This window comes from Paenibacillus sp. FSL R7-0312 (assembly GCF_038004445.1).
In the GTDB taxonomy this organism is placed as follows: domain Bacteria; phylum Bacillota; class Bacilli; order Paenibacillales; family Paenibacillaceae; genus Paenibacillus_AQ.
Window position 1 is genome coordinate 1,807,278 of the sequence record NZ_JBBORE010000001.1, and the last position, 25,201, is coordinate 1,832,478.

The window sequence follows — 25,201 nt, forward strand, 5'->3', positions numbered from 1 at the left end:
GCATGCTGAGCAGGATTAAGAAAGTATGGAAGATAATCAATGTGATTGCGCCTATAGCCGGCATATTGGCGATGCTCTTTATCTCCTGGAACGGAAGCTATTTCGGCTCAAGGCTGCTGGTCCGGCATTTCGGCTGGTCCTTCTCCGAATACGGGTATCATCTGTTTATTATGGGCATGCAGGTGATTATCTTCTTCTGCGTGGCTGGCGCCATCGCTTTCGCTACCCGTGGGCAGGACCAGAGATTCTATGTGCCGATCCTGACGGCGATGCGGCAGATTTCCAAAGGTGATTTCAAAATCGAACTGGAGAACAGCAGACAGTACAGGCAGTTTGGCGGTATTGTGGAGGGGATTAACGAAATGGCTAACGAGCTTAGCCGGATGGAGACGTTGCGCCAGGATTTCATCTCTAACGTATCGCATGAGATCCAGTCGCCGCTGACCTCCATCCGCGGGTTCGCTGCAGCCCTGCAGGATGACAGCCTCAGTACTGAGAGCAGGAAGCATTACCTGGATATCATTGAAGCGGAGAGCCGCCGCTTGTCCGGCCTGAGCGACAATCTGCTGAAGCTGTCGGCACTGGAGGCAGAGAGCTTCCCGTTCGAGCGGAAGCCCTACAGGCTGGATAAGCAGCTGCAGGAGATGATCCTGGCCTCAGAGCCGCAGTGGCTGGGCAAGGATATTGAGGTAGAGGCAGATCTTGCAGAAACCACCGTGGTTGCGGTAAAAGACCTGCTCAGCCAGGTGTGGACCAACCTGCTGCATAACAGCATCAAGTTCACCCCGCAGGGCGGACGGATTACCGTCTCCTTGCGTATCTCAGAGGAGTGGATTGAAGTGGAGGTGAAGGACAGCGGAATCGGCATTGCCGAAGAGGAGCTGCCGCGGATCTTCGAACGCTTCTATAAAGTGGACAAATCCAGAAGCGTCAGCGGGGGCGGCGGAAGCGGGCTGGGACTGCCGCTGGTGAAGAAAATTGTTGAACTTCACGAAGGCAGCATACAGATAACAAGCCGTCCCGGTGAGGGGACGGCTTCAGTCGTACGTATACCTCTGCAAGTCAGATGAATCCGCCATTGACGCGGAGGGTCTGGCCGGTAATCCACCCGGAGTCTTCTCCGGCCAGGAAGCTGACCACGCCGGCAATATCCTCCGGCTGGCCCAGACGTCCGAAGGCATTGCCCTTCTTCAGCCCTTCCAGTACGGCTTCTGATTTGCCCTCCAGGAACAATTCTGTGGCTACTGGTCCTGGTGCCACCGCATTGATGGTGATGCCTTTGCTGCCGAATTCCTTGGCTAGCTGGCGGGTGAATTGCTCAACCGCACCTTTGGTGCCGGCATAAATACTGTAGGCCGGGAACATCTGGCCGTTGACGGAAGTGGAGAAATTAATAATCCGCCCGCCCTGTTCGAGGTGATAGAAGGCCTGCTGGCAGGAGAAGTAGGTGCCCTTGACGTTGATGGCGAACTGCTTGTCGAATTGCTCCTCAGTAGCTTCTCCGATCAGGGAATTCATCATAATTCCCGCATTGTTGACCAATATATCGATCTTTCCATAGAGCGCCTTGGTCTCCTTGAACAGCTGTTCAATCTGGGCAGGCTTGCTGATGTCTGCCTGCAGGGCAGCGGCTGTTCCGCCGCCCGCCCGAATGGCCGTTACTACGTCATCTGCCTGGGCGGGACTGCTCGAATAGTTGATGATGACGGAAGCTCCCTGCTCCGCCAGCCGCTCAGCGACACTCCGCCCGATTCCTCTCGATGAGCCTGTTACAATAGCCACCTTGCCTTGCAATGATTGTGTCATTAGCAGTTCCTCCTTGGATTTAATGTACGGATAATCCTCTTTCCAGCAGTGTCCAGAGCTGGGCGAATTCCTGCATGATGCCTGGGCTGCGCCACTCATAGGCGTGCGCCGGATGGTGAAAGCGTGCGGTGCCATAGAGGACTGAACGTGCCTGTACCGCCGCCGGGATACTCCGTGATATAAGACCTTGTTCCATGCCCTGGGCAATGAGAAGGTCAATGTGATCGAGAAGCTTCCGGATATGGACTTCAACAAGCGCTGCCGATTCTTCAGTGACGGCTGCATACATTTTGAACATCTCGCTGTCCTGTGCGGCATAATGCTGCTTAAGCTCTACGAGCTTAGCGATATAATCTCCAAGCTGCCCCAAGGCATTATCTGCGGGCATCCCGGCAATTTCGCTTAGGGGAGCCACAATCATCTCCTCCAGCCAGCGTTCCGTCACCGCCTCCCGCAATGCAGCTTTGCTGGGGAAATGCCGGTACAGGGTTCCGTGGCTCACGCCCAGCAGCTTGGCTACATCAGTGACAGAAGCCTTGTCCGGCCCGTATTTGCGCAGGGTTTGTTCAGCGGCATTAAGGATTTCTGTTCTGCTCAAAAAAGAGCTTAATTTATTCACGGGTAACTTCCCCTTCCTGTGCAAGAAGCATAACATAGCGCATGACAAATGACAAATATTTATTATTGTCATTTGTCATGCGCTATTTGTTATCCGCTATTCGTGTGATTCATGGAGCTTCCCTAAGTAGATCTGCCAGCAGGGCGATTCCGCGTTCCAATTCTGCCGGAGAAGCATAAGCGTAAGACAGTCGGAGATGCCCGCGGTCACTACGGTCGTACAGATCGCCTGTATTCAGCAGCAATCCGGCGCGCAGGGCTGCAGTGAACAGCTTGCGCGGAGGCACAGGATGCAGGAGGGACAGCCAGATGTAGAATCCGCCTGCCGGTACATTCCAGGTTGCCAGTCCGGCGCAATGAAGCTGCAGCAGCTCCAGTACAAGATCACGGCGCTCCCGGAGTCTGCCGCGCAGCACCTGCAGATGCTCCTCATGATAGCCGTCCTCAAGCCAACTGGCGGCAGCCAGCTGTGACAGGGAGCTTGCGCCGTAATCGCTCTGCATTTTGATGTCGGCCAGCCGCCGGACTACCGGCTCCGGGCCGACAATCCAGCCGATGCGCAGGCCGGGGCTGGCTGCTTTGGACAGGGTACCCAGATGCAGCACCCTTCCCTCACGGTCCAGCGCCTTCAGCGGCAGTGGAGGCGGTGCATCTAGCCACAGCTCCTGATAGGCGCCATCCTCGAGAATAGGCAGCCCAAGGCTGCCTGTGACCTGCATAAGCTCCCGGCGCCGCCCGGCATCCATCAGAACTCCGGTGGGGTTATGAAAGGAAGGGATACAGTAGAGCATCGCCGCCTTGCTACGGACAGCCTCAGCTGTAAGGTGGTCCGGGATTAGCCCGCGTCCGTCCATGGGCAGCCCGCTGAATTTCACCCCGGCAGACTGAAAGGCGTGAATCGAATACAGATAGGACGGCTTCTCCAGCAGGATCGATGAGCCGCGCGGCAGAAGGCCCAGAGCAATAAGCTGGAGTCCCTGAAGTGCCCCGGAGGTGATAAGAATGGAGGCGGGGTCGGCTGCAATGCCGCTTCGGGCCAGCATCCGGCTGACTGCAGCCCGCAGCGCCGGATTGCCGAGCGGTTCCTCATAAGAGAGCGGTGGAAGAATCCGCTGCGAGAGTCCGGCCAGCACCCGGTTCATCGCTGCGCCGGGCAACAGCTCCGGCGCAGGCTCGCCGGTTCCGAGGCGGATCAGACCCGGCTCATATTCGAGCCGGTTGATATCCTGTACGGTAGGCAGGTTGGGATAGTGAATCCCCTCCTCCACATAATCATTCCAGTTGCCCCGGCGCTCCGGTTCTGCCGGAGCTGTGACCATGTTGGATTCACCGTCGGGCCGGATGCCGGAACGTGCATCCGCTACTACTACGGTACCTCCGCCGCGTCTGCCCTCAATCAGGCCCAGTGCTGTGAGCTGGCCCAGCGCCGTGACCACCGTGCTGCGGTTAACACCGAGCATGCGGCAGAGCTCACGCTGCGGAGCCAGCCGCATGCCGGGAGGCCAGGCCCCGCTGCTGATCTTGGCGAGGAAGTAGGCGGATATCTGACTATGAAGCGGCAGCGGGGAAGCCGGGTCCGGCTTCCATGTGCCTTGCAGGACAGAGAGTGAGCCGTCCGGCTCCTTTTCAAGAGCGGCAGGTGCGGGAGCTTCAGGATGACCGGAAGGACCGGCAGCGCTTACCTCTGGATGATCTGGCGGATGCTGATGTGTCAAGGGACCGGCTCCTCTTTTGTGGTTTCTTTTCTTGAGTGTACCATGGTTCATAGTCGTCTATTAAGCTTGGCTGGGTATGAGACGGACAACTTGGATGGTTACGGCAGCCTCTGCACCAGAGTACGATCAGAATGCGTTAACCGGGAAGAAGCAAGAAGCTGTGGAGGCTTGTCCATCCGGCAGCATCACAGTTTATATGAAGGAGGAAGAAGTTGTGACGGAAGCCATTGTACATGGAATCATTCTGGCCTTCGGGCTTATTCTGCCGCTGGGCGTGCAGAATATATTCGTATTCAATCAAGGGGCACAGCACGCGAGATTCCGCAGTGTGCTGCCTGTAGTTCTGACGGCAGCGGCATGCGATACGCTGCTTATAACCGCTGCAGTAGGCGGTATTTCTCTGGTCATTCTATCGCTGCACTGGGTCACACCCCTTATCTATAGTGCGGGAATCCTGTTTCTCTGCTTCATGGGCTGGAGAATCTGGCGCTCTGCTCCGGCGCAGGAAGAGTCGGGGCGCCTCTCTCCGAAGGGTCAGATGCTGTATGCACTGTCCGTTTCCCTCTTGAATCCGCATGCGCTGCTGGATACGGTGGGCGTCATCGGTACGAGCTCGCTGCAGTATGACGGTATGGTGCGCTGGGCTTTCGCGGCGGCTACGGTAGCTGTCTCCTGGATCTGGTTCCTGGGTCTTGCCGCTGCGGGCCGCCTGCTCGGCAGGATGGATGCCTCCGGTAAAGTGATTAAGAGGCTGAATGCCGCTTCAGCATTATTGATCTGGGCGATCGCCGCCTACATGGGAATACAGCTGTGGAGGAGCTTTTAACGCCAATTTAGCCCTGCAGAGCCCGATTTGGTAACCAGATTGCCAAACTGTTTCGAAAACTTCACACATTCATAATTTATCTGAATCTAGTCTATTGACCATTGGATTATAATCGCCTACTATACAGATATAAACATAAAATTCTAAATTATGGGATTTGGAAAGGTGGTGTTTCCTTGGAGCCTGCAGCCACGATTCGAGATCAGCTAGTGGACTATTTATCAAAACATGAGCTGTCCATCAATCATTTTGCCATAAGATCCGGCATTAATTCCGGGACATTAAGCCGGATTATTAATGGTCATCAGCCGATTGCCATGAGCCATCTTGAGTTAATTACTGCAGGGATGGGGGTATGCGAGGACTACTTTTACAGTTTATATGTAGATGAATGCTTCTATCATTCGGCACCAACCTGGCGGCGGCTTCGGCCTTTTATTGTAAAGTGTGCAGAGCTTGGGCGCATGGACTGTATCGAGCTGCTGGTGCATAATCTGCTTGATAATCTGACCTATGTTCCCATGTTGTTTGAAGTAGCGGAAGGATTGTTTCAGCAGGGGCATTGGCCGGGGGCGGCACTGCTTTACGAGAATGTAAGCGCCAGCGAGAAATATCAGTACTCCGAACGGCTGGCTATGTGCCAATACCGCCTGTTCCAGATTGCACTTGGAGATGATCAGAGCACGAACCTGCGGGCTGCTACTCTGTTTGAGAGCTACTTCCCGCGCCTGAATGAGGCGGATCAGCTGGATGCGCTGAAAGATTTGATGCATGTCTACTATACAATGCAATTATGGAATAAAGTAAATGAGCTTGCTCTTGAATTACTACGGATTGCTACAATTCAATATGATCTTTATTGTCGCTCGAAACATAAAGAGACGGTGAAGAGCGGAGAAAGACCTTTTTGCTTTTATATATTGTATGCCCATCTAATGCGTTCAAATGTATACGAGGAATATGGAGACTACAAAATGGCTCTTGAACTTGTACCTTTATATTCGGACGTAAATTGGATACATGAAGAAAGTGAGGAGGCGAAGAGGACTGTAGCGCAATTCCAGGAATGGGGCAAGGCTAATACTTATTTGTACCGCTTACTGGCTGGGCAGCTAGAGGTGTTAGCTGAATATGTTAACTATATTTCCTCGCAACAAGGGGAGATCTTCACAGCTTTATTTTATATCGTAAAATCTGCAAATCTGTATAACTGGAATGTAGATTCTATTTTAGAACGTTTCTCTGATTACATGCCCTATAGGATACATCTCAATGAGTTCGGAATGTACAATCAGCAGATTAAGGCTGACCAACATGCCAGATTTCTTGTTGAACTGGGAGTCTATTATCTGCGAAATAAGCGAAGTGAAGGCATTGGATATATCCTAAAAGGTTTAGAATCATCTTCTAAACTTAAGAATGAGAGCATGATCTTCAAATGTGTTGATCTATTCGAGCAGAACAGGCATATTGCTGGAGAAGATGAGCAGAGGCAATACAAAATCCTAATCAGAGAGGTGCGGGATGCAAATGAAAAGAAAACTCCTATTATTGCTAGCCTCATGTAGTATTGTTGTACTGATTGCTATTCCTGAAGCACAGATAGTTGGCGAACCTGTACAACAACAACTGATTCAAACAATGGGACATGGCACGGGCGCCTAGAATCAGCGTCTGCAGTTATACAGTATCGTCTTCGGCGTCTTCTGCTAATGCAGGGACGTCTTTTTTATGGACAATTCCAATTTCGCCAGAGCTTTGTTAATATATTAACTTTTACAGATAATGCAATCAGTCCAATATTTTGTATTTTTACATAAAAATCTATAATATTTCATAAGGAGGCGGGATTTCCATGTATAGTCCGGCAAGTGTCAGAATTCGTATTGAGAGAGCTAGAAGCAAGCTTCATAAGTTGCAAGTCCAATATGGCGGTTTATGTCATCCTGAGGTACTACGGCAATCTGTAGTGCTGGATGAGCTGCTTAATTCTTATGATCATACCTACCGGATGAAGAAAAGGCCGCCTGCTTAGCAGTAACTTAAGAGATGAATTGAAACAACAGATAAGTTAGATCTAACATTCTATGGATAAGCGTGTGAAAAGGGTGATAAATACTGTGGAGCATACAGTCAAAATCCGGGACGAAATAGCAGCGTATCTCTTCAAGCATAACCTGTCCATTAATCAGTTTGCTATCATCAGCGGGATACATTCCGGTACACTCAGCCGGGTGATGAAGGGTCAGCAGGCTTTGGCGATGAATCATCTGATCCGTGTTACACGCGGGATGGGGCTTCCCGAGGACTACTTTTACAGTAAGTATGTAGATGAATGTCTGTATGATTCGGCACCAACCTGGCGGCGCCTGCGGCCATTCCTGCTGCAATGTGCGGCGCTGTCACGTCTGGACTGTATTGAGCGGATTATACAGAATTTGCTTGATAATCTGCTCTATGTACCGCTGCTCTTTGAAGTGGCCGAGGAGTTATTCGAGCAAAAGAACTGGCAAGCAGCCTCATTAATCTATGAAAATGTGGGCGCCAGCGAGAAATACCAGCATTCCGAGCGTCTGGCGCTCTGCCAATATCGGTTGTTTCTGATTAATCTGGGAGACGATCCGCACAATAATTTGATAGCAGCTACCTTGTGTGAGGGCTATGTGGGCAGGTTGGATGAGGTCAATCAGCTGGATGCGTTGAAACAGCTGGCCGATACGTATGCCTCACTTCATAAGTGGCAGAAGGTGGGCGAGCTGGCGGAGGAAATGCTCAGGATTGCTTCTCATCTGTACGAGCTGCATAGAATATCAGGCCGTATGCCAAATAATGGACAAGAACATAAAAGACCGTTGTACGCATATATTTTATACGCCCAGCTACTTCGTGCCTATGTATTAGAGCAGTACGGGGAATATAAATCTGCGCTGGAGATTATACCCTTATATATGGATGGAAGCTGGATACGGGAAGACACTGAGGAAGCAAGGCGGATAATCGCCCAATACCAGGAATGGGGAACGGCTAATACCTATCTCTACCGCTTGATGGACGGACAAATCGAAGTGCTGGATGAGTACGTGGAATACATTTCTACCCGGGAAAATGAGATCTTTACGGCACTATTCAAAATTATTGAATCGGCCAACCGTTATAATTGGGATGTGGATCATATCCTGCACAGATTCGCCAATTATATCCCTTACCGCAATTATTCCAGCGTCTTTGGTGAACGCAATATATTGATGCTGAAAGACAGCCATGCCCAGTTCCGCCGCGAGCTGGCGAACTATTATCTGGCCCGCAGACGTTATAAAGGCGGTGACGTAATCATGCAGGGCGTGGACCTGTCCGCCAAAATAGACTGTGAACGTAATGTGATCCGGGGAACTATATCCGTGGATTTTGAGATATCGATTTCGGATATCACTAAACTCGGCTGAGGATTCAGGAATGGCATTCCCTTTGTATATTCATGCAAAACGGCTGAGAGCCCCTCCAGGGAATCTCAGCCGTTTATTTGTTCAACCGGTAATGCCGCCTGCGGTTAGCCGCCGATCTGTGACATGCGGCGTGCGGTAGGCGTATGGCTCTGCGCTTTACGCTCTAGGGCCAGCGCCATTTCGTGATTATGCGGCTTGTTGCCGAGCGCCTGGCGGACAAGAGCCTGCACCGCAGCAGGATCACTTATCAGTGGCCGCACATTATATTCATCCTCCCAGTAAAGGCAGGCTTTGATGTTGCCGTCGGCCGTGAGGCGCAGCCGGTTGCAGTTATCGCAGAAGTGCTCGCTTACCGGATGAATCAGTCCGAAGGTTCCTTTCGCCCCGGTGACACGCCGGTTCTGGGAGGGGCCATTTCCGGAAGGCATATCGGCCTCCTCGGTAGTCCAGCCTGCTTCATTGCAGGCTTCTACTACCGTTTCGAGCGGGAGATAGGTCTGCCGCCAGGCATCGCTTGCACTGCCAATTGGCATATATTCGATGAACCGTACATTCAGCGGGCTGTTCAGCGTCAGGGCGATGAAATCCTTGATCTCATCATCATTAATGCCTTTCATCAGCACAACATTCAGCTTGATCGGTGACAGGCCGGCCGCTTCGGCGGCTTCAATCCCCTTCAGCACTTTGGCGACATCGCCGCCGCGGGTGATCATGGAGAACCGGTCCTGGCGGAGGGAGTCCAGGCTGATGTTCACCCGTGACAAGCCTGCCTGCTTCAGGGCAGCGGCTTTGGCGGGAAGCATCAGACCATTCGTAGTCAACGATATATCTTCAATACCGGGTATAGCGGAGATCATGGATACCAGCTTCTCCAGATCCCTACGGACCAGCGGTTCTCCGCCGGTCAGCCGGACCTTCCGCAGGCCCAGCGGCGCAATTGCTTCCACTACAGCGGTAATTTCCTCATAACTCATAATCTCGTCCTGCGGCTGGAATTGCATTCCTTCCGCAGGCATACAATAAATACAGCGCAGGTTGCAGCGGTCTGTAACCGAAATGCGGATGTAATCATGTATCCGTCCAAAAGGATCGGTCAGCGGCTCCATGGCACTACTCCTTCACCTGTTCAGTTTTATTTTAAATTTTAAAGACTTCATTCCTCTGCGTCAATGTCTAACGCTTCAGCTGGCTCAATTCGCAATTATGGAAGAGGAGGGAATGCATACAGCATAAGAAACGGACAACCTAAATAATATGTGACGGAAGAGGAAAGGCGCAGCCTAATTTTGACAAAAGTACGACAATTTCAAGGAATGGTCATAGAATGCTCACCGAAAGCGCTTAACAATTTCGATATAATTTAGGTGCGGAAGATTCAAACTTTATAACCTTTCACTTTTGCGAAGAACACAGCTATGATACCGGAAGGTTCAGGCGGCGACCTCCAGGAAGCCCCGGCGTCCGGCAAACCAATAGGGAGGATTTGCAAAATGACTATACCTACAGTTCCATCACTTGTCGTGCCGGAGGTTTTTAGCCGCTGGCTGGAGAGTCGGGGATTAATATATCAGCTTCTGGTTGATTTCTACGGAAGAAAACCATCGCTCTCACTGGTCGCCCAGTGGAGCCGCAACCGTGAGATGAGCATCGCTGCAGAGATGACCGAAGGCGGACGTGAACTGAAGCGTTACCTGTGCAGCCAGGAGCCAGCAATGCTGCCGGCCATCTGTGAGCAAGAGAAGCTCGAATATAAGCGGCTGATGAATGAGCGTGCTGCCAGTACCCTTGTGGCCCGGGAAGCTGCCCAGTTAGGCCGTGAAGAAGAATTCTGTAACGTACTTTCCGATGTATATGCTTCGGCAGGAATTGTGTTCAAGAAATGCAGCGGGGAAGCTGACGACCATATCGCCATTGAACTGGAATTCATGGCAGTCCTGCATGAACGGATGCTGTACAACAGCTTCTCCATCCGCAGTGCAATGGAGCTTCTGGAGATCCAGGAGAACTTCCTTGAAGATCATCTGCTGAAATGGACACCGCAGTTCTGTGAACGGCTGAACGCAGCGACTGACAGCCCGCTATATCTTGGACTCAGCCACATGCTGGAGGAATTCCTGCCGCAGGATCTGCATATGCTGCGCGCCTGGAAGGCTTCGCTGGAGAGCAGCGCGGCGGAAATGGTCTAAACAGCTGAATAATTAAGGCGTCCTTCCGAAGTGGAAGGGCGCCTTATTTGTTGTTGCTACAGGTTCAGCTTCCTGCCAAGAGGTTACAGTATTGTTGCAATTCAAGTTTCGTATAGGATTCCAGTAGGAAGAAACGGTGTCTTCATGTAATATATAAATGTGTCAGTTTAGTGATGAATGGTAGAACGAGAAGGTAGGTTGCGTATGAGAAGAGGACTGCAGGCTTTAGTCATCATAGGGGCTATGCTGGCTTTTTATTACTTTGGGTTTGGTATTTTTGGAAGTACGGCCGGAACGATCATCAGTATTTTTTCCACATTGACGGTTATCTCTATCGGGCTGGGTATCTTCATGGAGAACCGTAACCCTTCTACCACAATGTCCTGGATTCTGCTGCTGGCCTTAATTCCGGTGCTTGGACTTGTTTTCTATTTTCTGTTCGGACAGAATGTGTTCAAACGGCGCAAATATGATAAGAAGGCCCAGCGCGACCTGATGGCCTATGAACGGATTGAGAATGACGCGCTGCGAATGCACCAGGATTGGTCGGTGTTCAGTCCAGGACGCCAGAAGCTGCTGGGATTGTCGCAGAGACTGGGGCGTACGCCGATTTCCTTCAGTTCGGAGACGCGTATCCTGACCAACGGTGAAGAAACCTTCGGGACCCTGCTGCTCGAGCTGCGTCAGGCCCAGCACCATATCCATATGGAATACTATATTTTCCGGGCGGATCATATTGGGACACGCATACAGCAGATTCTGATCGAGAAAGCCCGGGCGGGCGTAGCTGTCCGGTTTATGTATGATGCTGTCGGAAGCATTCAGCTATCCAAGGCCTTCCTTAAGGAGCTCAGTGACGCCGGCGTTCAGGTAGCTGCCTATGGCAACTCGACCTCCTTTTTCTCCAGCCGGGTGAACTACCGGAATCACCGCAAAATTGTCGTCATCGATGGCGATGTCGGATTCATGGGCGGACTTAATGTTGGCGATGAATATTTGAGCCGCAGCAAGACTTACGGCTTTTGGCGGGATACGCATATGCTGCTGAGAGGTGAAGCGGTGCGGACAATGCAGATTATCTTCCTGCAGGACTGGATGCACACCACCGGTGAGAAAATATTGGAGCAGGATTATCTCTCTCCGCAGCTGCGCTTCACGACTGGCGACGGAGCGGTCCAGATTATTGCCAGCGGACCGGATAATGAACGGCGTGCACTCAAGAATATCTTCTTCTCCATGATTGCCTCGGCCGAAAAGTCGGTCTGGATCGCCAGCCCCTACTTCATCCCCGATGAGGATATTCTGACCGCGCTGCGTGTGGCGGCGATGTCGGGCCTGGATGTCCGTCTGCTGTTCCCGGCCAAGCCGGATAAGTGGATTCCATTCCTGGCTTCGCATTCCTACTTCCCGGCACTGCTGGAATCCGGGGTGAAGATCTATGAATATGAGAAGGGCTTCATCCACTCGAAGCTGCTGATTGCGGATGGGGAGATTGCTACCATCGGCACAGCCAACATGGATATGCGCAGCTTCCACTTGAACTTCGAGGTGAATGCGCTGCTGCTGCAGACCGAGAGTGTCTCGCGCATTGTCGCAGACTTCGAGCGTGACCTGCTGTCCACACGGCAGATTGTCCATGAGACCTTCATGGATAAAAGGCTGGTGGAGCGGCTGCTGGAATCGGCAGCCCGCCTGATGTCTCCGCTGCTGTAGCCAGGAGAATAGCTAAAAAGACCGCCGGAGGGAGCTGCTGCTCTCTCCGGCGGTCTTTTGTCTGGCATCATCAGAAGGTAGTGAGCCCGAGGCGGGTCTGCATCCGGTAGAGGAGATACTTAATCCACGTAATCTCACTCTGATATTCCTCCAGCGGCAGGCTGTACTCGGCTCCGTCGTTATTCCACAAACGGTTGAAGTAGCTCTCCATTTCAGCATAGAGCGGCTGCCCCTGCGGCACGGATACCCAAAGGTTATTCTCCAGATTATAGTCATCCAGATTACGGGCCGTGAAATTCGTTGATCCGCCCAGAACGATGGAGTTGCCGGTCGCCTTGGCGATGAACAACAGCTTGCTGTGATACTGCTCCTTGCCCGTATTGTACCAGCGGATTGCGATATTCCCTTTAGACTTCCGGTTCAGCTCCATCGCAACCGGGCGGTTCGGGATACCGATTTTGTCCCGTCCGAAGGCATTCTGATTGGGATCCAGCAGCAGCCTTACTTCTGCGCCGCGTGCATCAGCTGCCAGCAGGGCATCAATAATTCCGTCGTCCGCCAGATAGAACATACCCATCCAGATGACATCCCCCTGCCCTGCTGCTTGGATATCATCCAGAGCGTACTTGTACACCTTGCCTTCGGTCAAATAGCGGACTTCGAGCTGCGGCTCCCCGGCGGGGAGGGCTTGCTGTTTGAAGTCCGGTGTCCTGCTCAGCAAAGGGCCCGCTCCCGAGAGGTTCGCGGCAGCCTGCTCACTCTGCAGAATGTCAGCCAGAATGGGACCCTGCACCTCCAAGGCAATGTTAGAGTGATAGGCGCTGGCGTCATGCACATTCCCCGAAGAGATCAGCGCGGTGTTCTCACTGAGCACCACTTTACGGTGATTGGCTTTGACATTGAGTAGCTTCAGATACGAACGCGCGGTAATATCGGGTCCTCCGCTGGCCATAAGATTCGGAATCCAGCCCTTGCCGGATTGTCCGAACCACTGAATGAAGGTCCGCCATACAGCGGAGTAGGCCGGGGTCGAGTCACGCAGCGTATCCACATCCGTCATAATAACCTTGATTCCGGCGGCTTTCATCTCTTCCAGCAGATGATTGGGCGCAGAGCTGTAATTCGTATTCACCTCATCGGTAATGAAGGCGATCTCCATCCCGGGATAGGCCGCTTTCTGGGCGATAAGCTTATCAGTAAGCTCCTGGCTGACTGCAGGGAACTGCTGGTCGGTGTGGGTATAGTCATTGAACAGGAACAGGTCGATTACGAGGAATTCTCTGGCTTCTCCAATAATCTGCAGAATTCTCGGGAGAATCTGTTCTTCCCTTGCTTCGGCCCCGTTGCTGTCCTGATAGGTCAAGTCGTGCCAGAAGGCCACATTCTCCACCTTATACGCAGGACTCTCCGCGGAAATCCCGGGGGGCAGCGGTTTATGGGTCTGGTAGATCATTACCCCGGCAAGCCATACCAAAAGAAGGATGAAGGCAATCAGTATCTTGGAGCGGCGCAGCATAAACTGCGGTTTGCGCTTGCGGGGTGACGTAATCGCACCGGAAGCTATAATTAGCTGCGACTGTTCGGGCGTAATGGAGCGGCTGCCTTGATTCATGGGATGATCCTCCTGGGTGCTGCGGAGCCAGAGTCCGTAGGTCTTGGCGCCGGCATTGTAACTACCTATTAACGCCCGCTGAGGAGAAGTGAAGCAGTTGACTGCAAAATCATCTGAAAGATTTATTTTTGCTAAAGTCGCCGGATTTATACCGTATCGTTCCTGTAAAGCAGGGTTATACAAGTTCTAATGACATACAGCAGAAGCAAATGTATAATGAGTGTAAATAATTTGTATAAGGTTTGAATCTTCAGAAGTATTCAGTGTAAATAGGAAAAGAGCGTGAGATACATCGTGTATTCCATCAAACAGGTCGTCGAAATGCTCGATATTCCTTCTGTCACTCTGCGGGCATGGGAGAACAGGTACCAGGCTGTTGTTCCGGAACGTACCGAATCGGGCTACAGGCTGTACAGCCAGGAGAATATCGCGGACCTTCGCTGGTTGAAGGAACAGACGGACAAGCAGGGCATCAGTATTTCCCATGCCGTGCGGATGCTGAAGATGCGTAAGCAGAAACATCTGGATGAACGTTTGAACGCGGCGGGCGGCGATCCCAGAGATGCTATTGACAAAATGAAGCAGCAGATCTATACAGCCTTGCATGAAATCCAGGGCGAGCGGGCGGATGCATTAATTGATTTCGGGTTCTCACTGTACGGCTATGAGACTATGGTATATCAGGTGCTTGTGCCGGTGCTGGTCAAGGTTGGCGACGCCTGGGAAGAAGGAACGGCAACGGTAGCCCAGGAGCATTATATGACGCATATGATCTCTAACCGGCTGTCCCAGTTCTTTCATGTATTCCCCGTTTATGCGCATTTGCCGAAGGTGCTCGCCTTTTGTCCCGCGGGAGAACATCATCAGATAGGGCTGCTGCTGTTCTCGCTTTTCCTGCGTAAGAACGGGGTTGAGGTCATTTATCTGGGGGCCAATACGCCGGAGGAAGGTGTTATGGATATGCTGGAGAAGCAAGGCCGGATCGGGGTGGTCTGCTTGTCCGTTACGGATGAAGAGCTTGTGCCGTACTGTGAAGATTTGCTTGGACGGCTCGGCAGCATGCACCCGGAGCTGCAATTTATTGTCGGCGGCAAAGGATATGGAACGGCCGGTCCAGAGGCCACCAGGGCGACCTATAAGATGGATGAGCCCCCTGAGCAGTGGCAAGCCTGGTTTGACCGGGAGTTTGCCCGAATGAAGCATAGAATATAGCTATTAGAACCGATCGGTCCCCTTTGGGAGCCGGCCGGTTTTTTTTGCTTTTACAGGCTGCGCACTCTAATTATTGGAAGTCGGATTGCAGATATTTACATGACGCCGCAAAGTATGTATGATATTTGTATCATGATTGTATAGTTTTTGTATAATGTTTGAAAAGAGTTATCTGTCTCAAGACAGACAGGTATAAGGAGGAAGGCGCTTGACTGGACCCAAACGTACCGCGAAAGTTGCAATAATAGGCGCTGGACCGGGCGGACTGGCTGCAGCTATGCTGCTGGCCGCCGAAGGCTACGCAGTGGATCTCTATGAGAAGCAGGATACAGTTGGCGGAAGATCGGGAGAGCTCAAGCTGGGCAGCTACCGTTTTGACAGGGGGGCTACCTTTTTGATGATGCCGCATCTGCTGGAGGAGCTGTTCGCCCTGGCAGGACGTTCCGTGCATGATTATGTGTCCTTGAAGCCGCTTGATCCGCTATATTCACTGCATTTCGGAGACACCATATTTACGCCTTCTACGGATCAGGAGCAGACTGCCGGAGAGATTGAGCGGCTGTTTCCCGGCAACGGGAGCGGCTACCGCCAGTTTATGGCCGATGAGGGCGACAAGCTGGAGAGAGTTATTCCCCTGCTGCAGCGTCCGTTTCAATCCCTGGGTGACTATTTGAAAAGAGATGTACTGCACGCGTTGCCTAAGCTGAACGCCGCAGATAACGTATACAACCGGCTGTCCCGGTATTTTGATGATGAACGTCTGCGGTTCTCGTTTACCTTTCAGGCCAAATATTTGGGGATGTCGCCCTGGGAATGTCCCGGTACGTTCACAATCCTGTCCTATATGGAGCACCGTTACGGCTTGTACCATCCGATAGGCGGAATTAACCGTGTCCTTCAGTCGATGTCTGAGGTGATTCAGGAATATGGCGGGCATGTGCACACCTCCAGCGGAGTGAAGCGCATAGTGGTCAAGAACGGGCATGCGGCAGGATTGCTGCTGGAGAACGGGGAGCGGGTGGAGGCGGATTACGTTGTGATCGGGGCCGACTTCGGCTCTGCGATGACGCAGCTGTTCGAGCCCGGCATTCTGAAGAAATACACCCCCCGCAAGGTTGCCCGGAAAAGATACTCCTGTTCAACAGCCATGCTCTATCTGGGTGTCGATGGAGAGGTGGAGCTGGGTCATCATTCGGTTCATTTCTCCGCCGATTACCGGCGTAATGTCGAAGAAATCACTAAGCTTGGGGTATTATCCGAAGACCCCTCCATATACGTCCATAATCCTTCGGTTATCGATAAGACGCTGGCGCCTCCGGGCAAGTCTTCACTCTATGTGCTGATGCCGGTGCCTAATCTGAGTGCAGAGATCAACTGGCAGCAGGAGAGTGCCGGGATCCAGGCCCGGATGATGGAGCGCCTGGAGCAGATTACCCAGCTTGCGGGAATAACCGGGCGGGTGGAAGAGAGCTTATTCTTCTCTCCGCTGGACTGGCAGAACAAGCTGAATGTATACAATGGCGCAACCTTTAATCTGGCCCATAATCTGGGGCAGATGATGCATTTGCGGCCGCACAACACCTTCGAGGAGGTGCGGGGCATCTGGCTGGTCGGAGGCGGAACCCATCCGGGCAGCGGCTTGCCGACGATCTTCGAGTCGGCCAAGATCAGTGCGCGGCTGCTGCGGGAGCATGACCAGGCCCAGCGGGGCAGCATCACCGTGCCAGCCGGCGCTCCCGGTGCGGGCGCAGGGGTTCCGCTATGAGCCGCGTAGCCGTTGTGGGCAGCGGGATCGGCGGGCTGACCGCAGCACTGCTGCTTACCCAGCAGGGGCATGAGGTTGTAATGTACGAGCGCGCAGAGCAGGTGGGCGGGCGCGTTGCCTTTGAAGAACAGGACGGCTACCGGATTGACCGCGGGCCTACCATTGTGCTGCTGCCGGAGATGCTTCTGGATATTCTGGAGGAAGGCGGGCTGCCGCGCGGAAGTCTGGAGCTGCTGCGCTGTGATCCGCTTTACCGGGTTCACTTCAGGAGCGGGCGCGTGCTGACCAAATTCGCGGGGGCCGCAGAGCAGGCAGAGGAGATTGACCGGCTTTATCCCGGAGAAGGGAAGGGCTTCCTGCGGTTTATGGAAGATATGTCACACTTGTATCCAAAGGGCAGGGCTTCGTTTCTGGAGAGAGGCTATAAGAACGGGCGCGAATTTTTCAGCCCGGCCAATGTGTCGCTGATGGTCCGTCTGCGGGCGTACCGAAGTCTGCGCTCTGCTGTCGGGCAATATTTCAGGAATGAGGAGCTAAGGGATGCCTTCTCCCTGCAGAGCCTGTATATCGGCGGAGCCCCCTTCCGCACACCGGGAATCTATACGATGCTTCCCTACGCGGAGCATGCCTTCGGCATCTGGATGCTGAAGGGGGGATATGGCACCCTGCCGCAGATCATTGCCCGGGAGCTGGAGGGCCGCGGAGTACAGATTCATACCAGTACAGAGGTTGATTCCCTGAGGGTAGAAGGCGGAAGATGCTGCGGGGTCGTCGTTCAAGGCAGGCAGATAACCTATGATGCCGTGCTGTACAACGGTGACTTCCCGCATATTGAGAAGCTGCTTCCATCCGGATTGTTCAAGCGGGACAAGAATCTAGCCGGAACTACAAATAAGACAAGCGGCGCTACTGATAAACCGATCCGGCACGGCAGCTTCACACCTTCCTCAGGCTGCCTGCTCATCTATGCAGCTGTATCCAAGCGCTGGCCGCAGTCTCAGGTTCACCAGTTCTTCTTGCCGGATAGTCTGGATAGCAGTCTCCATGAGGTGTTTGACCGCGGACGGATCCCAGCGGATTCCTCTTATTATGTGTTCAACCCGGTAGTGCTGGATGACAGTGCGGCTCCTCCCGGAGAAAGTATGCTGTATTTCCTTGTCCCTGTTCCGGCAGCACCGGATAAAGATTGGAATGATATTGCCGAAGCACTGGCCGTCAAGGTGCTCTGGGATGCCGAGAAGCGCGGATTCCCGGGGCTTACCGCCAGTATAGTCTGGCGCAGGCTAAGAACGCCGGCGGATGCCCGTAAGGAAGGGATGTACGGAGGCGGAAGCTTCGGTATTGCCCCGATGTTAAGCCAATCCGGTGTATTCCGGCCCCAGCCGAAGCCTTATCCGCTCCAGGGCCTGTATGCCGCAGGAGCATCCGTCCATCCCGGCGGCGGTGTGCCGATTGTGATGCAGGGAGCCAAGCTGGCAGTTCAAGAGCTGATAAAGGAGATGAGCGGTCATGAATGAAAGGATATTGCAGCAATGTGAAGAACTGATGAAGAAAGGGTCTACTTCCTTTTATAAGGCTTTTAATTATCTGCCAAGTCCCAGACGTGAAGCTGTGCATGTTATTTATGCCTTCTGCCGGATTATTGATGACAGTGTGGATGAGCCCGACAGCTCGCCGTACAGTATTGATGAACTGAGGGCGCATTTCAGGGATCTGGAGGAAGCGGACGGACATTTCATCTGGCCGGCGCTGCGCTGGCTGTTCAGCTGCTTCCCGCAGCTTCAGCACGAGCCCTTTCACCTGCAGATGGAGGGCCAGGTCAGAGATCTCTCCTTCACCCGGTACGAAACGATGGAGCAGCTGAAGAGTTACTGCTATCTTGTAGCGGGGACCGTAGGGGAAATGCTGCTGCCTGTTCTGCGGGATGATCAGAATGAAGCGGCACGTGACGCAGGGATATCTCTGGGCATTGGCATGCAACTGGTGAATATCATCCGTGATGTAGGCGAGGACCTGCAGAGAGACCGGAGATATCTGCCGCTTGAGGTTATGGAGAGGCATGGTTACAGCCAGCAGGAGCTGGAAGCCGGAGAGGTTAATGAGCCATTTATCGCTGTGCTTCAGGAGCTCAGAGCGGAGGCACTGCACTGGTTTGAAAAGGGCCTGGAGAATGTGCATACGTATCCTTGGGAGAGCGGTATGGCAATTGAACTCGCTGCCGCCTTCTATGCCGCCATTCTTGATGCGGTAGAGGCTGACGGCTATGACGTATTCCACAAGCGGTCTTTTGTCAGCGATGAAGCCAAGCTCAAGCTGTTCCGGCGTACGGTAGTGCGCTATACCGGTATTGAAACCGTGGTGGTGTAATCATGATCAGAACCCTATTTTGGATCTGGTATGGAGTCGGCGCTCTGCTGCTGATCTGGTTGGGGATTCCGGAAAGTCTGAGCTTTTCCAATGGTTTGTTTCTAGTCTTATATGCTGCATATGCTGCGCATGTATTATCTTCCGGGCAGGCTTTGCCTTTCATGTCTGACTGGTCAGTCATAGCTGTGGAACGCCGCCGTAACCTTTCCATGTGGCGTGCTGCAGGCCTGATCTGGATGGGAGGAATGGCTGTCGAATGGGTCGGCGTTCATTCAGGACGGTTGTTCGGCGAATATCACTATTCTACGGTGCTCGGACCTTTGTTGTTTGGCGTGCCTGTTACGCTGGGCTTCGCCTGGATCGCTGTCGTCTGTAATGCCGTACTTATCAGCTATGATTTCGGGCAGCGAGGCTTGCGCCTGCTGCTGCTGCGGGCCGTTCAGGTCGGCTTCTGGACGGTGCTTCTGGATCTGGTGCTTGATCCCGTTGCCCATGCCAGAAACTTCTGGCACTGGGAGGGCGGCGGCGGCTTCTATCATGTGCCTTGGAGCAATTTCGGGGGCTGGCTGATTGCCGGCGCTGCCTTGTCCATGCTGCTGCCGGCTGTGCCGGTTACCTGCCTGACGGCCCGCCGCGGTACCCGTCTGTACCAGGCGATTCTGATTCTGTTCGGTCTTATCAGTCTTACAGAGGGTCTGCCGTTCTGTGCAGTGATAGCCGGAGCTGGCATTGCTCTGGCGGAAGGGAGCTTGCGTTATGCTGGAAGCCGTCAAGTCGGGAAGCTTTGACCGCTTGTTCTACCGCTATAATTCACTTTATCTGCTGCGCAGGCATTTCCATTCCATCGGAATATGCGGGGATTTGCAGCCTGCAGCAGCCGCAGGTAGAGGTATTCTCTATCTCATGAATCACAGTTCCTGGTGGGATGGTCTGCTGGCCTATCATGCGGCAGGGAAACTGGCCGGAAGCAGGCACTACTTCATGATGGAAGAGGAGCAGTTGCGCAAATATGCCTTCTTCCGGAAGCTTGGCGCCTATTCCATTAACTCCGCCGGTACGGGAGACTTGCGGGCTTCATTGCGTTATACAGCAGGGTTGCTGCAGGCGGGAGAGAGCGTCTGGATGTATCCGGAAGGTGAGATCCTGCCACTGGAGCATCGTCCGCTGATTCTGAGAGAGGGGGCAGCGCTTGTTCTGCGTCTCAGTCCGCTGACTGCGGTAGTGCCGGTAACGCTATATCATGGCCTGTTCCGCCATACCAAACCGGAAGCGACACTACTGGCCGGAACCCCGCAGCTGCTGCCTTGGGCCGACATGGACCGCTCAGACATTGCCCGCAGCCTGGAGGCTGCACTCGGTGAACAACTGGAGGCACACCGCAATCAGATTCTTAATCATAAAGGTCACATGCCGGAGGAATTCAGGCCGCTTCTGAAGAGAGGAAGATCCACGAATGAATGGCTTGACATGCTAAGGCCGGGCAGGAGGAAGCGATGATCACGGTCTTACAGATCATATCGGTTGTGCTGCTGCTCCAGCTGCTGTTTGCCGTGTGGAATGCAGCGCAGCTTCCTAAGCTGGGGGGTGGGCCGGGCCAAGGGGATTCAGAATTACATCGGGTGCCGGCAGCATCAGCAGTACGGCGCCTGTCCGTGCTGATCCCCGCACGGAATGAAGCGGATAATATTGCGGACTGCCTTTCCTCTGTGCTGGCTTGCAGCTCCAGCGGAAGGGAAGTGGAAGTAAGAGTGCTGGATGATTCTTCGACAGACGGCACAGGAGCGATTGCCGCTGCCATCCTTGGAGACAGGGCAAGTGTTCTGCAAGGACGGGAGCTGCCGGAAGGCTGGCTGGGCAAATCCCATGCCTGTGCCCAACTGGCGGAGGCGGCAGAGGGTGACTGGCTGCTGTTTCTGGATGCGGATGTCCGGTTGCAGCCGCTGGCTCTGGAGGCGGCCCTCTCTGCCGCCGAAGCTCAAGGCGGCGGCATGGTTACAGGATTTCCCCGCCAGGTTACCGGCTCATGGCTGGAGCGGCTGGTGGTTCCCCTGATGGTCTTCACGATCATCTGCCACCTGCCGGTCCCGCTTGTCCGCGGTTCAAGAGACCCGCGTTTTGTTGCGGCACATGGGGGCTTCATCCTGATCCACCGGGATACTTATACCCGCTGCGGCGGGCATGAATCGATCCGTGGTGAACTGGTCGATGATATGGCTCTGGCCCGTGCGGTGAAGCTGGCGGGAGAACCGGTGACCCTCGCAGATATCACCGGTCATGCTTCAATGCGGATGTATCACAATGCCAGAGAAGTGTGGAACGGCTACCGCAAGAATATCTTTGCCGGTATCGGCCGCAACCCCGTGCTTCTGCTGGCTGTGCTTACGATGTATTTATCACTCTATATGCTGCCGGTTGCGGCAGTCTTATACTATTGCATGACCGGGCAGCCTTCATCAGCAGTTATGCCGGCTGTTGCAGTGCTGGCCGGTATCGCCATTAAGCGGACCAGTGATGCGGCAGGCAGGCAGCCGGTCTGGTTCTGTTTGCTTTTGCCGGCCGGTATACTCTGCTTGTCCTTAATTGCCGTGGCATCCTGGCGCGGAAGCCGGTCCCGCGGGGGATACGAATGGAAAGGTAGGCGTTATTTATGAAACCGAAGGCTGTGATTATAGGTGCCGGATTCGGAGGGCTGTCCTGTGCGGTAACACTAGCCGTCAAAGGCTGGGAAGTAACCGTGCTGGAACGGCAGCAGCAGCCGGGCGGCAAGCTGCAGCGTGTCGAAGCGGGAGGATACATGTTCGACCGTGGCCCGAGCACCATTACGATGCCGCATGTCTTCCGTTCGTTGTATGAGCTTGCCGGGACCCGCATGGAGGAGTATGTCCAGCTGTATGAACTGGAGCCGCGAACCCGCAATGTATTTACTGACGGCTCAATCGTTGATTTCTCCCGCAATATCGGGGCTATGCAGGAGCAAATTGCGTCTTATAGTCCTGAAGATGCTGTGCGTTATCCAGACTTTCTGGCCGAAGCCTCGCGTCTATACGAGCTCAGCGGGCAGCAGTTCCTGAACAGGCTGCTGCTGTCCTGGCGGGACAAATTATCGCCGTCTCTTGTACGGGACCTGCTGCGCGTCAGGCCTTTTCTAAATCTGCACGCCCTGCTGCTCCGTTATTTCAGTCATCCGAACACCCTGGCTATGCTGGGACGCTATGCCACATATGTCGGTTCCTCGCCGTATCGTGCGCCTTCGATATTTGCGATGCTTGGACATCTGGAGATCAGGGAAGGGGTCTACGGTGTCAGGGGGGGGACCTATGAGCTGGTCAAAGGCTTAACTACACTTGCCCGGGAACTTGGCGTACAGCTGATTACAGGCACCGAGGTTACGGGGATTTCGGTAGTTTCCGGCGCTGTGGAAGGTGTGGATACGGCTCAAGGGTTCTATCCGGCCAAGACTGTTATAGCCGGCGGTGATGTGCTGAGCATCAACCGTATGCTGCTGCCCGAAGAGAACCGTCCGGGCATGACAGACCGCAAGATGGAAGCCTACGAGCCGTCCTTGTCCGGGCTGGTGACACTGGCGGGAGTGCCGCGCAGATATGATACCCTGCTGCACCATACGGTTTTTTTTCCTGAGAATTATGAACAGGAATTCAAGGATATCTTTGAGCATAAACGTCCTCCGCAGCAGCCTGCGGTCTATGTATGCCACTCGGGTTATTCCGAGCCTGAGCTGGCGCCGCCGGGCGGCAGCAATCTTTTTATACTGGCCAATGCGCCGTATCTGAGCGCTGTCTGTGAATGGAATGAAGAAACCGCTGCTTACGGGGAACGTGTGCTGTCCGTGCTCGAGGGCCATGGAATTACAGGGTTATCCCAAGCGGATGTCCTGCAGCGTTATACCCCCCGGGATATCGCTGACGATACTCTCGCCCACCGGGGGGCCATTTACGGGATATCCTCCAATTCAGCGCGGCAGACCTTCTCCCGCCCGGGGAACCGCTCCAGAGATGTTAAGGGGCTCTGGTACGTCGGCGGAACTACGCATCCCGGAGGAGGGACGCCGGTTGTATCCTTGTCCGGAAGGCTGGTGGGTGAGTATATTGCCGGCCGTCAATAAAAGACAGAAGGAATCCGCCCGTGTCAACTGCCGGGCGGTGTTGTGCTATAATGAAATGTACTTGTGCTTAAGAAGCCTATAAGTAGCGTCTCACGCTACCGGACATATATGAATACAGGGTAGAACGGAGGAAGACAGCATGAATCATATGCCGCAGGACGGTGTGCCGCGAAGTCCGGAGCAGCAGCCGGGCACAGAGTACGGGTCAGCATCGCGGGCAGCAGGCACTGAGGGACATAAATCTCTGCTGCCTGACTCCAGAACCGGGGAGCGCAAGATTGAACATGTGCGACTCTGCCTGAATGAAGACGTTGCCGGCAGCGGAATTACAACCGGCTTCGAGCAGTACAGGTTCCGCCATAACGCACTGCCGGAGCTGGACTTTGAGGAGATCAGGCTCGGTACGGAATTTCTCGGCCGGGAGCTGCGGACACCGCTGCTGATCAGCTCCATGACCGGGGGGAGCGAGGCGACCGGGCACATTAACGCCCGGCTCGCCGAAGCTGCCGAGCGCAGGGGCTGGGCCCTCGGCGTGGGTTCTGTCCGCGCCGCTGTAGAGCGTGCAGAGCTGGCGGCTTCTTTTCATGTGCGCGATAAGGCTCCCACAATTCCGGTTATAGCCAATGTCGGTGCGGTGCAGCTCTCCTACGGCTTCGGTGTAGAAGAGTGCCGCCGCGCGGTAGAGATTGCCGGGGCAGACTGGCTGGTTCTGCATCTGAACGGGCTGCAGGAGGTATTCCAGCCGGAGGGAGACACCGGGTTCGCTTCCCTGCTGAAGCGGATAGAGGCGTTATGCCGTAACCTTGAGATACCGGTAGGTGTCAAAGAGGTAGGCTGGGGCATTGACGGAGAAACCGCAGCCCTGCTGTATAATGCTGGTGCTGCCTTTATCGACGTTGCAGGTGCGGGCGGCACATCCTGGAGTCAGGTGGAGAAGTTCCGCAGTACGGACCCGGTACGGCGCGCGGCTGCGGAGGCCTTCGCGGACTGGGGGATTCCCACGGCGGAATGTATTACCGAAGTGCGCGCGGTCTCTGCGCACGGCGCGCTGATCGGCAGCGGCGGGCTGAAGCACGGTGTGGATGCCGCCAAGGCGCTGGCGCTTGGGGCCGACTTGGCCGGCTTCGGGCGGAATCTGCTTGGTCCGGCCGTCAGCTCCGAGGAGGCGCTGGACCAGGCGCTGGCACAGGTTGAACTGGAGCTGCGCACGGTCATGTTCGGCATCGGCGCGCCGGATCTTGCTTCCCTGCGCGGTACCCCGCGTCTTATCCGGCGTTAGGGGCAAGCCGATGAATATGGAATTAAAGGAAGGGCTAAAAAACAATGATTAAACTGGTCCAAATGGACGAATCGACTTTTCAATTTTTCTTAAGACAATCCACCCGTGATTACGCAGAGGACAAAATTAAGGCTGGAGCCTGGGATGCGGAGACCGCCATGAAATTATCCCAGGAAGAAATGACACGTTTCCTGCCCAAAGGACTCTACACAGAGGGAGCTTACCTCTATTCAATAGTAGAGACTGAGACTGAGACCCAAGCCGGGTACATCTGGTTTAATGTGAACGAGAACCGGGGAGTCCGGGAGGCGTTCATCTATGACTTTTATATTTTCGAACCTTTCCAGAGCAAAGGGTATGGTAAGCAGTCACTGGCGGCATTAGATGAAGAAGCCCGCAAGATGAATGTGACCAAGATCGGACTGCATGTCTTTGGCCAGAATGACCGTGCTTTTGAGCTGTATAAGAAAATGGGCTTCCTGGTTACGGATATTACGATGTCCAAAACGCTGTAGGTGCAGGACAATTAGCTGCAG

22 protein-coding genes are annotated in these 25,201 nt (G+C 53.9%); 17 read left to right on the forward strand and 5 right to left on the reverse strand.

What is annotated here, in order from left to right; translation table 11 throughout:
* Nucleotides 1-2: 2 nt before the first annotated feature.
* The gene (locus tag MKX70_RS07850) at nt 3-1,070 is read left to right on the forward strand and encodes a sensor histidine kinase (protein ID WP_340839826.1); all 1,068 of its coding nucleotides are present in this window, start codon (nt 3-5) and stop codon (nt 1,068-1,070) included.
* Here MKX70_RS07850 and MKX70_RS07855 read toward each other — a convergent pair.
* The 3 genes from MKX70_RS07855 to MKX70_RS07865 form a co-directional block, all read right to left on the reverse strand.
* Complete coding sequence (locus MKX70_RS07855) at nt 1,063-1,806, reverse strand: SDR family oxidoreductase (RefSeq protein WP_340781789.1); 744 nt, start codon at nt 1,804-1,806, stop codon at nt 1,063-1,065. The genes MKX70_RS07850 and MKX70_RS07855 overlap by 8 nt on opposite strands.
* A gap of 19 nt (nt 1,807-1,825) precedes the next feature.
* Nucleotides 1,826-2,425: a TetR/AcrR family transcriptional regulator gene (locus MKX70_RS07860; protein WP_340781792.1), complete on the reverse strand. Its 600-nt coding sequence runs from the start codon at nt 2,423-2,425 to the stop codon at nt 1,826-1,828.
* Between the two features lie 109 nt (nt 2,426-2,534).
* Nucleotides 2,535-4,139 carry an aminotransferase-like domain-containing protein gene (locus MKX70_RS07865; RefSeq protein WP_340839827.1) on the reverse strand — a complete coding sequence of 535 codons (1,605 nt, stop codon included), beginning with the start codon at nt 4,137-4,139 and terminating at the stop codon, nt 2,535-2,537.
* A 214-nt stretch (nt 4,140-4,353) separates the two neighbouring features.
* Between MKX70_RS07865 and MKX70_RS07870 the strand changes: the two genes are divergently transcribed.
* The 4 genes from MKX70_RS07870 to MKX70_RS07885 all read left to right on the forward strand — a co-directional run bounded on the left by MKX70_RS07870 (nt 4,354) and on the right by MKX70_RS07885 (nt 8,408).
* Nucleotides 4,354-4,965, forward strand: coding sequence for a LysE/ArgO family amino acid transporter (locus MKX70_RS07870; RefSeq protein WP_042243688.1), 612 nt, complete (start codon nt 4,354-4,356; stop codon nt 4,963-4,965).
* Nucleotides 4,966-5,141: 176 nt separating this feature from the next.
* Nucleotides 5,142-6,533, forward strand: coding sequence for a helix-turn-helix transcriptional regulator (locus tag MKX70_RS07875; protein ID WP_197073003.1), 1,392 nt, complete (start codon nt 5,142-5,144; stop codon nt 6,531-6,533).
* A gap of 287 nt (nt 6,534-6,820) precedes the next feature.
* The gene (locus tag MKX70_RS07880) at nt 6,821-7,000 is read left to right on the forward strand and encodes an aspartyl-phosphate phosphatase Spo0E family protein (protein WP_042240357.1); all 180 of its coding nucleotides are present in this window, start codon (nt 6,821-6,823) and stop codon (nt 6,998-7,000) included.
* 85 nt (nt 7,001-7,085) lie between these two features.
* On the forward strand, nt 7,086-8,408 hold the full coding sequence (locus MKX70_RS07885; RefSeq protein WP_052416772.1) for a helix-turn-helix domain-containing protein: 1,323 nt from the start codon (nt 7,086-7,088) through the stop codon (nt 8,406-8,408).
* A gap of 104 nt (nt 8,409-8,512) precedes the next feature.
* On the opposite strand, the gene moaA is transcribed toward MKX70_RS07885, so the two are convergent.
* Complete coding sequence (gene moaA / locus MKX70_RS07890) at nt 8,513-9,514, reverse strand: GTP 3',8-cyclase MoaA (protein WP_042240355.1); 1,002 nt, start codon at nt 9,512-9,514, stop codon at nt 8,513-8,515.
* 384 nt (nt 9,515-9,898) lie between these two features.
* Here moaA and MKX70_RS07895 point away from each other — a divergent pair, with 384 nt between their 5' ends.
* A complete protein-coding gene (locus tag MKX70_RS07895) occupies nt 9,899-10,594 on the forward strand; it encodes a TorD/DmsD family molecular chaperone (protein ID WP_042240353.1) in 696 nt (231 codons plus the stop codon).
* Nucleotides 10,595-10,798: 204 nt separating this feature from the next.
* Entirely contained in the window at nt 10,799-12,307 is a 1,509-nt protein-coding gene (gene cls, locus MKX70_RS07900; protein ID WP_042240349.1) for a cardiolipin synthase, read from the forward strand.
* Nucleotides 12,308-12,377: 70 nt separating this feature from the next.
* On the opposite strand, the gene MKX70_RS07905 is transcribed toward cls, so the two are convergent.
* Entirely contained in the window at nt 12,378-13,919 is a 1,542-nt protein-coding gene (locus tag MKX70_RS07905) for a phospholipase D family protein (protein WP_445323650.1), read from the reverse strand.
* A gap of 282 nt (nt 13,920-14,201) precedes the next feature.
* Here MKX70_RS07905 and MKX70_RS07910 point away from each other — a divergent pair, with 282 nt between their 5' ends.
* From MKX70_RS07910 to MKX70_RS07955, 10 genes are all read left to right on the forward strand, one after another.
* Nucleotides 14,202-15,131, forward strand: coding sequence for a MerR family transcriptional regulator (locus tag MKX70_RS07910; protein ID WP_231637740.1), 930 nt, complete (start codon nt 14,202-14,204; stop codon nt 15,129-15,131).
* A gap of 208 nt (nt 15,132-15,339) precedes the next feature.
* Nucleotides 15,340-16,896, forward strand: a complete 1,557-nt coding sequence (locus tag MKX70_RS07915; RefSeq protein WP_340839828.1) for a phytoene desaturase family protein — start codon at nt 15,340-15,342, stop codon at nt 16,894-16,896.
* Nucleotides 16,893-18,413, forward strand: coding sequence for a phytoene desaturase family protein (locus tag MKX70_RS07920; protein ID WP_340839829.1), 1,521 nt, complete (start codon nt 16,893-16,895; stop codon nt 18,411-18,413). Before MKX70_RS07915 ends, MKX70_RS07920 begins: the two co-directional genes overlap by 4 nt.
* Entirely contained in the window at nt 18,406-19,263 is an 858-nt protein-coding gene (locus tag MKX70_RS07925; protein WP_042240338.1) for a phytoene/squalene synthase family protein, read from the forward strand. The genes MKX70_RS07920 and MKX70_RS07925 overlap by 8 nt, the downstream gene beginning before the upstream one ends.
* Before the next feature lie 2 nt (nt 19,264-19,265).
* The gene (locus tag MKX70_RS07930) at nt 19,266-20,051 is read left to right on the forward strand and encodes a carotenoid biosynthesis protein (protein WP_042240337.1); all 786 of its coding nucleotides are present in this window, start codon (nt 19,266-19,268) and stop codon (nt 20,049-20,051) included.
* Nucleotides 20,020-20,760 carry a lysophospholipid acyltransferase family protein gene (locus MKX70_RS07935; RefSeq protein ID WP_340839830.1) on the forward strand — a complete coding sequence of 247 codons (741 nt, stop codon included), beginning with the start codon at nt 20,020-20,022 and terminating at the stop codon, nt 20,758-20,760. Before MKX70_RS07930 ends, MKX70_RS07935 begins: the two co-directional genes overlap by 32 nt.
* Nucleotides 20,757-21,914 (forward strand): glycosyltransferase, encoded by a 1,158-nt coding sequence (locus MKX70_RS07940; RefSeq protein WP_340839831.1) that lies wholly within the window; start codon nt 20,757-20,759, stop codon nt 21,912-21,914. Before MKX70_RS07935 ends, MKX70_RS07940 begins: the two co-directional genes overlap by 4 nt.
* Nucleotides 21,911-23,386 carry a phytoene desaturase family protein gene (locus MKX70_RS07945; protein WP_340839832.1) on the forward strand — a complete coding sequence of 492 codons (1,476 nt, stop codon included), beginning with the start codon at nt 21,911-21,913 and terminating at the stop codon, nt 23,384-23,386. Before MKX70_RS07940 ends, MKX70_RS07945 begins: the two co-directional genes overlap by 4 nt.
* Nucleotides 23,387-23,525: 139 nt before the next feature.
* Complete coding sequence (gene fni, locus MKX70_RS07950) at nt 23,526-24,665, forward strand: type 2 isopentenyl-diphosphate Delta-isomerase (protein ID WP_340781801.1); 1,140 nt, start codon at nt 23,526-23,528, stop codon at nt 24,663-24,665.
* Between the two features lie 44 nt (nt 24,666-24,709).
* The gene (locus MKX70_RS07955; protein WP_231637739.1) at nt 24,710-25,180 is read left to right on the forward strand and encodes a GNAT family N-acetyltransferase; all 471 of its coding nucleotides are present in this window, start codon (nt 24,710-24,712) and stop codon (nt 25,178-25,180) included.
* Nucleotides 25,181-25,201 lie beyond the last annotated feature (21 nt).